The 12,493-nt window shown below is 72.3% G+C and carries 12 protein-coding genes; 3 read left to right on the top strand and 9 right to left on the bottom strand.

What is annotated here, in order from left to right:
- The first annotated feature begins 118 nt into the window (after positions 1–118).
- Positions 119–1,396 (top strand): MFS transporter, encoded by a 1,278-nt coding sequence (locus IAG42_RS07760; protein WP_188336291.1) that lies wholly within the window; start codon positions 119–121, stop codon positions 1,394–1,396.
- An 18-nt stretch (positions 1,397–1,414) separates the two neighbouring features.
- On the opposite strand, the gene IAG42_RS07765 is transcribed toward IAG42_RS07760, so the two are convergent.
- Together IAG42_RS07765 and IAG42_RS07770 are read right to left on the bottom strand one after the other, a co-directional pair.
- Positions 1,415–1,996 carry a TIGR03086 family metal-binding protein gene (locus tag IAG42_RS07765; protein ID WP_188336292.1) on the bottom strand — a complete coding sequence of 194 codons (582 nt, stop codon included), beginning with the start codon at positions 1,994–1,996 and terminating at the stop codon, positions 1,415–1,417.
- 54 nt (positions 1,997–2,050) lie between these two features.
- The gene (locus IAG42_RS07770; protein WP_188336293.1) at positions 2,051–3,061 is read right to left on the bottom strand and encodes a ketopantoate reductase family protein; all 1,011 of its coding nucleotides are present in this window, start codon (positions 3,059–3,061) and stop codon (positions 2,051–2,053) included.
- Positions 3,062–3,133: 72 nt separating this feature from the next.
- On the opposite strand from IAG42_RS07770, the gene IAG42_RS07775 reads away from it, so the two are divergent.
- Positions 3,134–4,024 (top strand): aldo/keto reductase, encoded by an 891-nt coding sequence (locus tag IAG42_RS07775; protein WP_188336294.1) that lies wholly within the window; start codon positions 3,134–3,136, stop codon positions 4,022–4,024.
- Here the strand turns inward: IAG42_RS07775 and IAG42_RS07780 are convergent.
- From IAG42_RS07780 to IAG42_RS07805, 6 genes are all read right to left on the bottom strand, one after another.
- A complete protein-coding gene (locus IAG42_RS07780; protein WP_188336295.1) occupies positions 4,008–4,586 on the bottom strand; it encodes a DUF1697 domain-containing protein in 579 nt (192 codons plus the stop codon). The genes IAG42_RS07775 and IAG42_RS07780 overlap by 17 nt on opposite strands.
- Before the next feature lie 104 nt (positions 4,587–4,690).
- Entirely contained in the window at positions 4,691–5,899 is a 1,209-nt protein-coding gene (locus IAG42_RS07785; protein WP_188336296.1) for a S8 family peptidase, read from the bottom strand.
- A gap of 352 nt (positions 5,900–6,251) precedes the next feature.
- Positions 6,252–7,316 (bottom strand): CDP-alcohol phosphatidyltransferase family protein, encoded by a 1,065-nt coding sequence (locus tag IAG42_RS07790; RefSeq protein WP_188336297.1) that lies wholly within the window; start codon positions 7,314–7,316, stop codon positions 6,252–6,254.
- Between the two features lie 204 nt (positions 7,317–7,520).
- Positions 7,521–8,831: an ABC transporter substrate-binding protein gene (locus IAG42_RS07795; RefSeq protein ID WP_188336298.1), complete on the bottom strand. Its 1,311-nt coding sequence runs from the start codon at positions 8,829–8,831 to the stop codon at positions 7,521–7,523.
- Positions 8,831–9,661 (bottom strand): carbohydrate ABC transporter permease, encoded by an 831-nt coding sequence (locus IAG42_RS07800; RefSeq protein ID WP_188336299.1) that lies wholly within the window; start codon positions 9,659–9,661, stop codon positions 8,831–8,833. Before IAG42_RS07800 ends, IAG42_RS07795 begins: the two co-directional genes overlap by 1 nt.
- Positions 9,661–10,602: a carbohydrate ABC transporter permease gene (locus tag IAG42_RS07805; protein WP_223205897.1), complete on the bottom strand. Its 942-nt coding sequence runs from the start codon at positions 10,600–10,602 to the stop codon at positions 9,661–9,663. The genes IAG42_RS07800 and IAG42_RS07805 overlap by 1 nt, the downstream gene beginning before the upstream one ends.
- A gap of 176 nt (positions 10,603–10,778) precedes the next feature.
- Between IAG42_RS07805 and IAG42_RS07810 the strand changes: the two genes are divergently transcribed.
- Positions 10,779–11,660 (top strand): phosphotransferase enzyme family protein, encoded by an 882-nt coding sequence (locus tag IAG42_RS07810; RefSeq protein ID WP_188341244.1) that lies wholly within the window; start codon positions 10,779–10,781, stop codon positions 11,658–11,660.
- A 49-nt stretch (positions 11,661–11,709) separates the two neighbouring features.
- Here IAG42_RS07810 and IAG42_RS07815 read toward each other — a convergent pair whose 3' ends face one another.
- The gene (locus tag IAG42_RS07815; RefSeq protein ID WP_188336301.1) at positions 11,710–12,450 is read right to left on the bottom strand and encodes a 3'-5' exonuclease; all 741 of its coding nucleotides are present in this window, start codon (positions 12,448–12,450) and stop codon (positions 11,710–11,712) included.
- Between the last annotated feature and the right edge of the window lie 43 nt (positions 12,451–12,493).

The raw sequence follows: 12,493 nt of genomic DNA on the forward strand, positions 1-12,493 counted from the left end.
CCGGCGAGGCTCTGTCCAGAGGCTAGCTCCCCTCGGAAACCGGCTCCCGACGGAGGCCGGCTTTAGTCAGGGGCTAAAAGAATGTCGCCGGGGCGGGGCGGGCCGGTTCCCTGGAGTCATGACCTCGTCACCACCGGTCCCCTCACCCGTGTCCGCCGCCGAACGGGTGCCCGCCACCCGCTTCGCCGGTCTTCTGCCGACCGATCCGCAGCTGCTGCGCCTGTCGTTGCTGACCCTGCTCAACGCCTTCGGGCGGGGCCTGTTCTTCCCGGTCAGTGTCCTGTACTTCACCCGTGTCGTGGGCCTGGGCGCCACGTCGGTGGGGGTCGGCCTCACGATCGCGGGCCTGTTCGGCATCGCGGCCGGGGTGCCCGCCGGTCGGGCCTCGGACCGGTGGGGGCGCCGCCCCGTGCTGACCGCGCTGTGGGTGGGGTGCGGGGTGATGCTGGTCGCGTACACGGTGGTCGGCTCGTACGCCGCGTTCCTGGCGACGGCGATCGGCTACGCGGCGCTGTGCCAGGCGAGCATGGGCGTGCGCAACGCCCTGTACGCGGACGTGCTGCCGCCCTCGACGCGGGTCGAGGGGCGGGCGCATCTGCGGATGGTCACCAATGTGGGCATGGGGATCGGCGGCGCGTTCGGCGCGCTGGCGCTCCAGGCGGACAGCCGCGCCGGGTACACGGTGCTGATCCTGGTGGACGCCGTCGCGTTCACGGTGTCCGCGCTGATGGTGCTGCGGCTGCCGGGCGGCGCGGGACGGCGGGCGGAGCGGGACGCGCCGGAGGGCAGCCGCTGGCGGGCGGTGCGCGATCTGCCGTACCTCGCGGTGACCTGCTCCAATGCCGTACTGGCCTTGCAGTACAGCCTGTTGGAGGTGGGTCTGCCGCTGTGGATCGTGCAGCACACGGACGCGCCGCGCTGGACCGCGGCCCTGCTGATGATCCTCAACTGCGTCCTGGTGGCGCTGCTTCAGGTGCGGGTCACGCGGGGTGTGGAGGACCTGCCGGGCGCGGTGCGGGCGATGCGGCGCTCGGGGCTGCTGCTGGCGCTGTCGTGCGCGGCGTTCGCGTGCGCGGCGGGCCTGTCGCCGATGGCGGCGCTCGGGGTGCTCGTGGTGGGCGCGGTGGTGCAGGTGCTCGCCGAGGTGCTGTCGGCGGCGGGCGGCTGGACGGTCGGCTACGGGCTCGCCGACGCCCGGGCCCAGGGCGTCTACCAGGGTGTGTTCAACTCGGGGCAGGCCGCGGCGACGATGGCGGCGCCCGCCCTGGTGACGGTGACCGCGATCGAGCACGGCCCGCTGGGCTGGGCCGTGCTCGCGGTGCTGTTCGTCGGCGCGGGCCTGGGCATGGCTCCCGCGGTGCGCCGGGCGCGACGGGACGCCTGGCGCGGCGAGTGACCGGGCGCGGCCCGGCGGTCAGCGCGGGTCGCGTCCGCTGAGGGCGAGGGCGCGGGTGAAGTCCGATGCGCCGTCGGGCAGTTCGATCGCGGCGCCGAAGCCCTCGTACTGGCGGTACATCTCGGCGTTCGCGGAGACGACGTCGAGGATGACGGCGCCCGCGGCGTCGGAGACCTTGAAGTCCTGGCCCGTGGCGTGGGCCACGTCCCAGCCGTGCAGGGCCAGTTCGAGCAGGAGCAGGGCGGCGACCTCGGGGGCGGCCTGCTGGGCGAAGCCGAGGTCGATCTCGCCCTCCCACGCGGCGGGCTCGGCCCAGGCGGCGACGGCCCGGTCGAGCTGGGCGGCGAAGGCCGCCGCCCACTCGGGGTCGGTGGTGAAGTCGCGTGCGGTCAGCTCGTCGGGGAGCGCCTTGCGCAGGGCGCGGTGCTCCAGGCCGTGGGAGCCGTAGAGCACCCAGTGGTTGACCAGGGTGCGCACGTCCCAGTCGCCGCAGCCGGACGGCTCCCCGAGCCGGCTCTGCCCGACACCGGCCGCGACGCGGGCGGACTCGGCGGCACACTCGCTCAGATGGGGCTGTACGTTCTCGCGTCGAAGTTCCATGCCGTCGACTCTACGGAGCGGGCCGCGCGGTCTCTTGAACAAACGCGACAGGTGTCAGCGGGCGGCCCGCGCGTCGACGGCGGCGGTCAGTACGGCGACCGGTGTCGCCCCCGGCGGGCGGCCCTGGCGCGCGGCCTGCCCGGCCAGTTCGCCGAGCACGTCGTTGACGGGCGTGGGGATTCCGTGCTCCCTGCCCAGGCGGCCGATCTCGCCGTTGAGCCAGTCGGCCTCGATCGTGCCGGTGCCGCGTTTCAGCGACTGCCAGGAGGAGCCGCCGCCGCGCGGGGTCCCGTCGAAGGACTCGAGCCGGATCCGGTCCCCACGGCAGGCCCGCTCCTCTTCCGGGGAGGCGTAGGGGATGCCGGCGGCGGCGAGGACGGCCTCGCCCTCGGCGCGGGCCCGCGCGTGCAGGGCCCGGGTCGCGTCGGAGGTCCGCTCCGCGCACAGCGCCTCGATCGCGTTGGAGAGGTTCGCGAGGAGCTTGGCGTACTTCCAGCGCATGACGTCGGCGACGACCGGGGCGTCGAGGCGGGAGCGCTTCAGGGCGGCGGCGATCTCCCGCGCGGTGTCGTCGGCGCCCGCCGGGTAGCCGCCGAGGTGGAGGATGCCGGTGAGCGGGGTGCCGTCGGCGCGGACGATGCCGGGCTCGAGGAAGGTGGCGGGGAGCCAGACGCACATCGCGTACACGCGCCGGAAGGCGCGTGCGGCGAACCGCTCACTCGCGACGCCGTTCTGCGCGCACACGAGCGGGAGCCGCTCGCCCGCGGTGCCGCCGCCTTCGACGGGCCGGCCGGACCAGGCGTCGATCGCGGCGACGCTGTCCTGGGTCTTCACGGCGAGCAGCAGGACGTCGTCGTCGCGCAGGGTGCCGAGGGCCTCGGGTCCGTCCACGACCGGGGGCCGCAGCAGGTGCTCGCCGTCGGGGGTCCGCAGGCGCAGGCCGTGGGTGCGCAGGGCCTCGTACTGGGGGCCGCGGGCGACCAGTACGACGTCGTGGCCGGACTGGGCGAGCCGCCCGCCGACGGCTCCGCCGACCGCTCCTGCTCCGATGATCACGTAGCGCATGGGGCCGAGCCTGCCACGGGATTCGGGATCCCGAGTGGTCCTCGATCGGATGGGGTCGGATACGGTCGGAGCATGTCCGCCTCCCCGCACCCCACAGCGCCCGCGCCGCACCCCGCCCCCGAGTTCTTCCTCGGCGGCGATCTGCCCGTGCGGCGGCTCGGGTACGGGACGGTGCAGCTGGCGGGGCCCGGGGTCTGGGGTCCGCGCGGCACCGACGCGCAGGCCACGGCCGTGCTGCGGCGGGCCGTCGAGCTCGGTGTGACGCTGGTCGACACGGCGGACAACTACGGGCCGGGGCTGGTCGAGGAGCGGGTCGCGGCGGCCCTGCACCCGTACCCGAAGGGACTGGTCGTCGCGACGAAGGGCGGCGTGGTGCGGACGTCCGCCGAGGCCTGGCACGTCGAGGGGCGGCCCGAGCGGCTGCGCGCGATGTGCGAGGAGAGCCTGCGGCGGCTGCGCACGGACCGGATCGACCTGTACCAGCTGCACCGCTTCGACCGCGAGGTGCCGATGGCCGAACAGCTGGGCGCGCTGCGGGAGTTGCGGGACGCGGGCAAGGTGCGGCACGTGGGTCTGGACTCGGTGACCGCCGAGCAGCTGCGGGCGGCGCTCGATCTGGACATCGTGCCGATCGTGTCCGTGCAGAACCGCTACAACGTCCTGGACCGGGTGTCGGAGCCGCTGCTGCGGCTGTGCGAGGCGCGGGGCATCGCGTTCCTGCCGTGGTTCCCGCTGGGCAACGGCGGCCTCACCGACCACCCGGAGTGTGCCGCGATCGCGCGGGACCACGGCGCGACGCCGTCGCAGATCGCGCTGGCCTGGCTGCTGCACCACTCCCCCGTGCTGTGTCCGACGCCGGGCACGGGCTCGGTCGCGCACCTGGAGGAGAACCTGGGGGCGGCGGCGATCCGGCTGACGGTGCGGGAGCTGGCCCGGCTGGACGCGCTCACTGCGACGCCGTGACCTCCGGCGCCGTGAGCTCCACGAGCTTCTCGACGGTGTTCCAGTTGCGGCTGGTGGCGATCAGGCCCCGGTTGAGCGCGGCGCTGGAGAGGCGGGCGCCCAGCTTCGAGGTGCCGAGTCCGGTGGGCGCGTAGAGATAGAGGGCGCGGTCGCCGAGGCGGAAGTCCTCGGGGGCGTACGCGGCCGGGTCGACGGCGGCGAAGCGCTCCGGGGTGACCGGCTCGGAGAAGTACGTGACGTGCAGCTGCTTGCCTTCCAGCTCGGCGGCCGGGAAGGGGCAGTCGTCGCGCACGGCGGTGAGGTAGGCGTGGTCGCGCACCACGACCTCGACGGTGAAGCCGAACTCGGCGGCGATCGCCGCCTCGATCTCGCGGGCGAGCACGTCGTCGTCGGCGACCCGCGCGGTGAAGGCCGCGTTGCCGCTCTGCAGGTAGGTCCGTACGCCGGTGTGGCCGAGGCTCTCGATCAGCGACCGCAGCCGCGCCATCGGGACCTTCTTGGCCTTGACCCCGCCACCCACGTTGATGCCGCGCAGCAGCGCCGCGTATCGCTTGACCGTCATGCGCACACCCTAGGGCGTGTCCGTGCGGTCCCCGGGACGCCGAGGCGGCCGCCGTGCCCCGTGGGGGTGAGCACGACGGCCGCCGGTCGGTGCCGACCGGGGTGTTACTCGACGATCTTCAGGAGCTTGTTCGGGGTGCCCTCGGTCGCGTTCTTGATCGCGTCCGGGGTGGCACCGTCGGTGAGCGCCTTGGCGACGTCGGCCGGGGCGGCGTCCGGGTGGCCCGCGAGGTAGACGGCGGCGGCGCCGACGACGTGCGGGGTGGCCATGGACGTGCCCGAGATGGTGTTCGTGGCGTCGTCACCCGTGTTCCAGTCGGACGTGATGTCCGAGCCGGGGGCGTAGATGTCCACGATCTCGCCGTAGTTGGAGAAGTCGGACTGCTCGTCGTCCTTGGTGGAGGAGGCGACCGTGATGGCCTCCGGGACGCGGGCGGGGCTGGACTGCGAGGCGTCGGACGACTCGTTGCCCGCAGCGACGGCGAAGGTGACGCCGGACGCGATGGACTTCTGGACCGCGGCGTCGAGCGCCTCGTCCGCGCCGCCGCCGAGGGACATGTTGGCGACCGAGGGGCCCTGGTGGTTCTGGGTCACCCAGTCGATGCCGGCGACGACCTGCTCGGTGGTGCCGGAGCCCTGGTCGTCGAGGACGCGGACGGCGACGATCTTCGCCTTCTTGGCGACGCCGTGGGCGTCACCGGCGATGGTGCCGGCGACGTGCGTGCCGTGCCCGTTGCCGTCGTCGGCGCTGTCGTCGTTGTCGACGGCGTCGAAGCCGTAGGAGGCGCGGCCGCCGAAGTCCTTGTGGCTGATGCGGACACCGGTGTCGATGACGTACGCGGTGACGCCCTCGCCGGCGGAGTCCGGGTAGGTGTACTTGCTGTCGCCGGCGGTGTCCGCCTGGTCGATGCGGTCCAGGCCCCACGACGGCGGGTTGTCCTGGGTCGCGTCGATGTGGAACTTCTTGTTCTGGACGACCTTGTCGACCGACTTGTCGGCGGCGAGGCGCTTGGCCTCGGTCTCCGAGAGGCCCTTGACCGAGAAGCCGTTGACGGCGGACTTGTAGTTCCGCGCGAGCGTGCCGCCGTACTCCTTGGCCAGGTCCTTCTTCGCGTCGGCGCCGGTCTTCTGGTCCAGCAGCACGATGTAGCTGCCGGAGACGGCGCCCTTGGCGTCGAGGCCGTAGACCTTGCCCTCTGCGGGGGCGGCGGCGCCGGCGAAGCCGCCGGTGAGGACGGTGACGCCCACGGCGGTGGCAGCGGTGGCTATCGCAGCGGTCAGCTTGATGGAGCGGCCACGCTTGTGAGTTGCCATGAAGAGGGGTCTCCTCGTGGTGTGTGGGGGGATGTGAAGTTCTGCGCACAAGACAGCGTGCGCGCACGGTTCTACGCGCGTGGGGGCGCGCAAATTCGTGCAACCTCGGTCAATCTCCGGAAGATGTCCCGGGGTTGGGACGAAACCCTGTCCGATTGACGCGATCAGATCAAGGCCTACATACACCTGTGACTTGTTCAACAAGGTTCTGTAATAACAAACAAGACAGATCGGCCAGGCGGCGCAGCAATTCGTGCCAGGACGACAGCACTTGACAGCAAAAGGCGAGGGCCCGCGTCGGGTGACGCGGGCCCTCACTTGTGAAGAAATCCGGAGCGGAATCCGGGACGGATCAAGCGACGGCGGACAGCCCGTTCCCCTCGGACCCGCCGTTCTCCCCGGACTCCCGCCGCTGCTCCGACTCCTCGAACGACGCGAGGGTGCGGCCGAAGTCACGGGTGGACAGCAGCAGCTTGTAGATGATGGCGAGTTCGAAGACGAGCAGCAGGGCGCCCGCGACGACGGTCGCGCCGATCACCTGGTCGACGAGCGGGCCGACGATGAAGACGGCCATCTGGAACTCGATGCCGCTCACCAGGTGCGTGCGGATGCGGTGCCGCAGCAGGAAGGAGCGGAAGCGCAGGTAGATCGGGAAGCGGCTGCGGAACTCCTGGTGCAGGTCGACGACCTGCGCCTTGCGCCGCTTGACGGGCGCCTCCTCGCCGGCCTCCTCCCGCGCCTCGTCGGCCGGGACGGCCTCCTGCTCCTCCAGGGCCTCCTCGTCGCGCGCGTCCTGCGAGGCGGTGCGCAGGTCCTGCTCGATGTCGGCCTCGGGGTTGGCCCGCAGCAGGTCCTCCATGAAGGCGATGCCCGCCGCGTTCTCGGCCCGGCGGGCGGCGCGCATACGCGACTTGATCTGCTTGCGCATCGTGTGCCGGGTCTTGAAGATCTCCAGCGAGTTGATGTAACGCAGGCCGTCGAGGAAGACGACGACCACCGCGAGCCACACATAGATGAGCTCACCGGTGCGGTGGTACTGGCCGGCCATCAGCGCGACGGCACAGGCCATGACGCGGATGCGGTCGAAGATGTAGTCGAGCCACGCGCCGAAGACGGAGCCCTGCCCGGTGAGGCGGGCGACCTTGCCGTCCATGCAGTCGAGGATGAAGCTCAGGTGGTAGACGACCGCGCCCAGGATCAGCCAGCGCCAGTCCCCCATCGCGAAGCAGGCGGCGGAGACCAGACCGAGCAGCAGGGCTCCCCAGGTGATCTGGTTCGGCGTGATGCGCGTCCATCGGGCCGTCAGCCGGACGAGCGGCGTGGCGACCGGATCGACGAGCAGCACGGTCCACCAGGCATCGCGCTTCTTCTGGGTGATGCGACGTACCTCGCGCAACGGCGGTATGTCTCGGGGCATCGTGCCGACCATCTTTCCTCTGTTCAGAACATGTTCACCTCACGCTAGGAAGCGGTTTCAGCAAGATTCAAGATGCTCGGTGTACAACCTTTACCGAGGGGTAACGGTCGTACGGGGCAACCGGATCCAGGAGAGCTGCAAGGAGATCCGCCGTTACCCGAGCGTTATCCGACCGAGCGGATTCCGTGCCTCCCCCGTCGGCGGCTACCGCTGGTACCGCGCCAGGACCAGGTTCCCGTCGTCGACCAGGCGGCGGCGCAGTTCGCCGAGGCCGATCGCGCCGCTGTAGTACTCCTGGAGCGCGGGGGTGGCCACTTTGTCCTTCCACTCCGGATAGCCCCGCACCGACTGGGCCGGCGCCGGGCTCAGGTGCGCGGCGAGGGCCGTGCCGACCGCCCAGTCGTCCTTCGCGGTGCGCAGCGCCGGGTCCTTCAGGGCCTCGGCGCCCGTGGGCAGCATCCAGTCGCCGCGCGCGAGCCGCACCATGTTCGGCGGCCGCAGCAGGAAGTCGATGAACCGCGCGGCCTCCTTCTTGTGCGGGCTGTCCTCGGCGACCGACAGGGTCTGCGGGCTGACGCCCTGGGCGAGCCCGTCGGCCCCGGCCGGTGCGGGCAGCACCTGCCAGTCGAAGCCCTTCGGCGCCTGCTGCGCGATCTGCTGGCGATAGGAGAAGCCGAGCGGGACCATCGCGTACTTCCCGGCGAAGAAGCCGGGCAGGGTGTCGGAGCCGCCCATGCCGAGGGTCGTGCCGGAGGCGCTGCGGTCGGTGTTCACCTGGTCGTGCACCGTCCGCGGCACGACCGCGTCGGCGGCCCCGAAGCGGACGGTGACCTTGCCGTCGGCCCCGCGGTGGAACAGCCGGCCGCCCGCCGAGAGGGACAGGTTCAGGGTCGCCGACACGGGTTCCTTGAGCGGCCAGGCCACCCCGTAGCGGCCCTTGCCGCTGAGCTTGCGGGTGACCGCGCGGAACTCGTCCCAGGTCCACGGGTGCGCGGGCGTCGGCACCCGGACCCCTGACTCCTTCAGCAGCTTCGCGTTCGCGACGAGGACGCGCGGCTCCTGGAGGAACGGGACGCCGTACACGCCGCCGGCGAAGGTCGCCGTCTGCCAACTGCGCTCGGGGATGTCGGACTTCAGCCGGGCGGGAAGGTACGGGCGCAGGTCGGCGAGGTGGCCGCCGTACGCGAAGTCGGCGAGGTCGTCGGAGGCGTCGTGGATGATGTCGGGCGCCTCGCCGCCCTCGAAGGAGGTGAGGAGCTGGTCGTGGACGCTGTCCCAGCTGCCCTGGACGTACTTGACGCGGATGTCGGGGTGCAGCTCGTTCCACTCCGCGACGAGCTGCTTGTTGGCGTCGACGGACTCCTTCTGCCAGGCCAGCGACTGGAACTCGAGGGTGATCCGGCCGCTCCCGTCCGCCCCGTCGCCCGAGTCGCCGGTGCAGCCGGCGAGGAGCAGGGTCAGGGACGCGGCGAGCGCGGTCAGGGTCGTCCGGAGCCCGGTGACACGACAGGGCATCACTTCACCGCCCCCGCCAGCAGGCCGCCGGTGATCCGCCGCTGGATCACGGAGAAGATCAGCAGGGACGGCAGGGTCGCGAGGAACGCGGCGGCGGCGAGCGGCCCGAGGTCGGCGACGCCCTCGGCGCCCAGGAAGTGGGTGAGGATCACCGGCAGGGTCTGCCTCTCGGGCGACTTCATCAGGACCAGCGCGAAGAAGAACTCGTTCCACGCCGTCACGAACGCGAACAGGCCCGTCGCTACGATGCCCGGCGTCAGCAGCGGCGCCGTCACGGAGACGAGGATCCGCAGCCGGCCCGCGCCGTCGACGGCCGCCGCCTCCTCCATCTCGCGCGGCACGGCCCGTACGTAGCCGACGAGCATCCAGAGCGCGAAGGGCAGCGCCCACACGACGTAGACCATGATCAGGCCGGGCAGCGCGTTGATCAGGTGCAGGTTCTTCAGGATCAGGAACAGCGGGATGATCACCAGGACGAAGGGGAACGCCTGGCTGACCACGACCCAGCCGGTCGCCGCCCGCGACAGGAACGAGCGGTGCCGGGCCATCACATAGGCCATCGGGGTCGCGATGACGACGGCGATGACAGCGGCCGACACGGCCACGAGCAGCGAGTTCCCGGCGGCGCGCAGCAGTGGCTGCTCGTCGAAGGCCTGCCGGAAGTTGTCGAGGGTGGGGTCCTTCGGGATCCAGGTGGGGTGCAGGCTCGCGAGTTCGCGCGGGGGTTTGAACGCGGTGGAGACCAGCCACAGGAACGGGAAGGCCAGGAAGACCAGATAGGCGAGGAGCGCGAGGTACTGGCCCGCGCGGGCGGGCTTCGAGGTCCGCATCACTGCTCGTCGGCTCCCTTCAGCCGGCCCACAAGATAGAGGGCGAGGAGCACGGAGATCACGGCGACCATGACGCAGCCCATCGCCGCCGCGTAGCCGAACTGGCCGTAGCGGAAGGCCTCTTCGTACGCGAACAGCATCGGCAGGCGGGTGCGGCCGCCGGGGCCGCCGTTGGTCAGGACGTAGACGAGGGCGAAGGAGTTGAAGTTCCAGATGAAGTTGAGCGCGGTGACGGCGAGGGCCACCGGGCGGATCGCGGGCCAGGTCACCGTGCGGAAGCGGCGCCAGGCGCCGGCCCCGTCCATGGCGGCCGCCTCGTGCAGCTCGCGCGGGGTGTTCTGGAGCCCGGCGAGCAGGGCGACGGTGGTCTGCGGCATGCCCGCCCAGACGCCGACGACGATGACGGCGGGCAGCGCGGTGGCGAGCCCGGTCAGCCAGTCCCGGCCGTCGCCGAGGCCGAGGTCCGCCAGCGTCTGGTTGAGGACGCCCGCGTCGGGGTGGTAGACGAGCCGCCACATGATGCCGACGACGACCTCCGGCATCGCCCAGGGGACGATCGCGAGGGCCCGCGCCAGCCAGCGGAAGCGGAGGTTCTGGTTGAGCAGGAGGGCCAGGCCGAGCGCGAGCAGGAACTGCGGCACGGTGACGCCGACGGCCCACAGCAGGCCGATGCGGAACGAGTCCCAGAACAGGGTGTCGTGCAACAGGTCGCTGAAGTTGAGGGCGCCGACCCACCGGGTGGGCTCGGTGCGGCCCGACTGGGCGTCGGTGAGCGAGAGGCCGATCCCGTACAGGAGGGGGCCGACGCTCAGGACGAGGATGGGCAGCAGCGCGGGCAGCACGAGGAACCAGGCACCGCGGTCGCCCGGGGGTCCGGCGCCGCGGGGCGCACGGGCCGGGCGGTCCGTCGCGGGTCGCTTCACTGTGGTCGCCGTGGTCACCGGTGCGACTCCTTCGGGCCGGTTCGGGCGTTCGGACGGCACGTGCGGCTTCCGGCCGCCCCGGCGGCCCATGTCATGGCTCTGTCATGGTCGTGACCCCGTCCTGCCACGTCAAGACATTCGGACGAGTGCGAGACTGAGCCCGTGGCTCAGGCAGGAAGCGCGGGAGGCTCATGATGGACGAGGCACGGGCACGGGACGTGCTGGCGCGCGCGGGTGTGGTGGACGGACCGGCATCCGGCGCCCGGCTGCTCGCCCTCGGGGAGAACGCGGTGTTCGCCGCCGGGGACCTGGTCGTCAAGGTGGGCCGGGACAGCGCCACGGGCGGGACCGAACTGCTCGACCGGGCGCGCCGCGAGGTGGCGATCACCGGCTACCTGGCCGAGCACGGGGTGCCCGCGGTGCGCGCCGCGAAGGACGACGTGCTCGTGGTCGACGGGCACCCGGTGACCGTGTGGCACCGCATCCCCGACGCGGTGCGGCCCGCCGAGCCGCGCGATCTGGCCGAACTGCTGAAGCGGGTGCACGCGCTGCCCGCGCCCACCGGCATCACCCTGCCGCGGCGGGAGTTGCTGGGCGGCGTCGAGCGGTGGCTGCGCCTTGCCGGGGACGCGATCGATCCGGCCGACGCGGACTATCTGCGGGAGCGGCGGGACGGGTTCGCCTCCGCCGCGGCCGCGCTCACCCCGCACCTCGCCCCCGGGCCGATCCACGGGGACGCCCTGCCCCGCAACGTGCACATCGGGCCGGACGGGCCGGTGCTCGTCGACCTGGAGACGTTCTCCTGCGACCTGCGGGAGCACGACCTCGTCGTGATGGCGCTGTCCCGGGACCGGTACGGGGTGCCCGCGGCGGCCTACGACGCGTTCGTCGGGGCGTACGGGTGGGATGTGCGCGAGTGGGAGGGGTGCGCCGTGCTGCGGGGGGCCCGGGAGACCGCGTCCTGTGCGTGGGTCGCCCAGCACGCGCCGAGCAACCCCAAGGCGCTGGCCGAGTTCCGGCGGAGGGTGGCGTCCTTGCGGGACGGGGATCCGGCCGTGCGGTGGTATCCGTTCTAGGGTCGGCTCTCCCGCCGTGGGCACGGGGCTCCGCCCCGGACCCCGGTCCTCAAACGCCGGACGGGCTGGGTTCGCTGGGATCCACGGCGAGCTCGCGTATGGGCCACACCGGGTCCACCGTCGCGGTCTCGTCACCCTTGCTTCTCAGGAAGGCCTGGAAGTCCGTCGCCCACTGCGCGTACCAGTCCACCTGACGGCGGTGCAGTTCGGCGGGGCCGAGGGCGGCGACCTTCGCGTGGCGCTCGCCTATCGCGCGGGCCAGCCGGGCCGCGGCCAGCGCGTCGGCCGAGGCGTCGTGCGCGGCGTCGAGCGTGACGCCGTACTCCGTGCAGACCGCCTCCAGGTTCCGCTTGCCCCTGCGGTAGCGGTCCACGCTGCGGTCGATCGTGTACGGGTCGACGACCGGGGCCGGGTCGAAGCCGAGCCGCTCGCGCAGCGAGGGCAGTCCGTACCGGGCCAGTTCGGCGGAGAGCAGGGTCAGGTCGAACGTCGCGTTGTACGCCACCACCGGGACGCCCGTGCGCCAGTACCCGACGAGGACCTCGGCGATCGCGTCGGCGACCCGGTCCGCCGGCTCGCCCTCGGCTCTCGCCCGCTCGTCGCTGATGCCGTGCACGGCGACCGCGTCGGCGGGGATGGGGACGCCCGGGTCCGCGAGCCACTGGCGGTGCCCGAGCACCGCGCCGTCCCTGACCTCGATGACCGCGCCGGTGACGATGCGCGCCTCGCGCGGATCCGTCCCCGTCGTCTCCAGGTCGAAGCCGATCAGCAGCTCCCGGTGCCAGCCCATGGCAGCCCCCTTCTCGTGGTGCGTTCCCCCAGTGGCCACCACC

The sequence above is a fragment of the Streptomyces xanthii genome (assembly GCF_014621695.1).
Lineage (GTDB): Bacteria > Actinomycetota > Actinomycetes > Streptomycetales > Streptomycetaceae > Streptomyces > Streptomyces xanthii.

Excerpts from the sequence above, each read along its gene's own strand:
- IAG42_RS07760 (WP_188336291.1), top strand. The coding sequence starts at position 119 with ATGACCTCGTCACCACCGGTCCCCTCACCCGTGTCCGCCGCCGAACGG.
- IAG42_RS07785 (WP_188336296.1), bottom strand. The coding sequence starts at position 5,899 with ATGGCAACTCACAAGCGTGGCCGCTCCATCAAGCTGACCGCTGCGATA.
- IAG42_RS07775 (WP_188336294.1), top strand. The coding sequence starts at position 3,134 with ATGTCCGCCTCCCCGCACCCCACAGCGCCCGCGCCGCACCCCGCCCCC.
- IAG42_RS07815 (WP_188336301.1), bottom strand. The coding sequence starts at position 12,450 with ATGGGCTGGCACCGGGAGCTGCTGATCGGCTTCGACCTGGAGACGACG.
- IAG42_RS07770 (WP_188336293.1), bottom strand. The coding sequence starts at position 3,061 with ATGCGCTACGTGATCATCGGAGCAGGAGCGGTCGGCGGAGCCGTCGGC.
- IAG42_RS07765 (WP_188336292.1), bottom strand. The coding sequence starts at position 1,996 with ATGGAACTTCGACGCGAGAACGTACAGCCCCATCTGAGCGAGTGTGCC.
- IAG42_RS07790 (WP_188336297.1), bottom strand. The coding sequence starts at position 7,316 with ATGCCCCGAGACATACCGCCGTTGCGCGAGGTACGTCGCATCACCCAG.
- IAG42_RS07800 (WP_188336299.1), bottom strand. The coding sequence starts at position 9,661 with ATGCGGACCTCGAAGCCCGCCCGCGCGGGCCAGTACCTCGCGCTCCTC.
- IAG42_RS07795 (WP_188336298.1), bottom strand. The coding sequence starts at position 8,831 with ATGCCCTGTCGTGTCACCGGGCTCCGGACGACCCTGACCGCGCTCGCC.
- IAG42_RS07810 (WP_188341244.1), top strand. The coding sequence starts at position 10,779 with ATGGACGAGGCACGGGCACGGGACGTGCTGGCGCGCGCGGGTGTGGTG.
- IAG42_RS07780 (WP_188336295.1), bottom strand. The coding sequence starts at position 4,586 with ATGACGGTCAAGCGATACGCGGCGCTGCTGCGCGGCATCAACGTGGGT.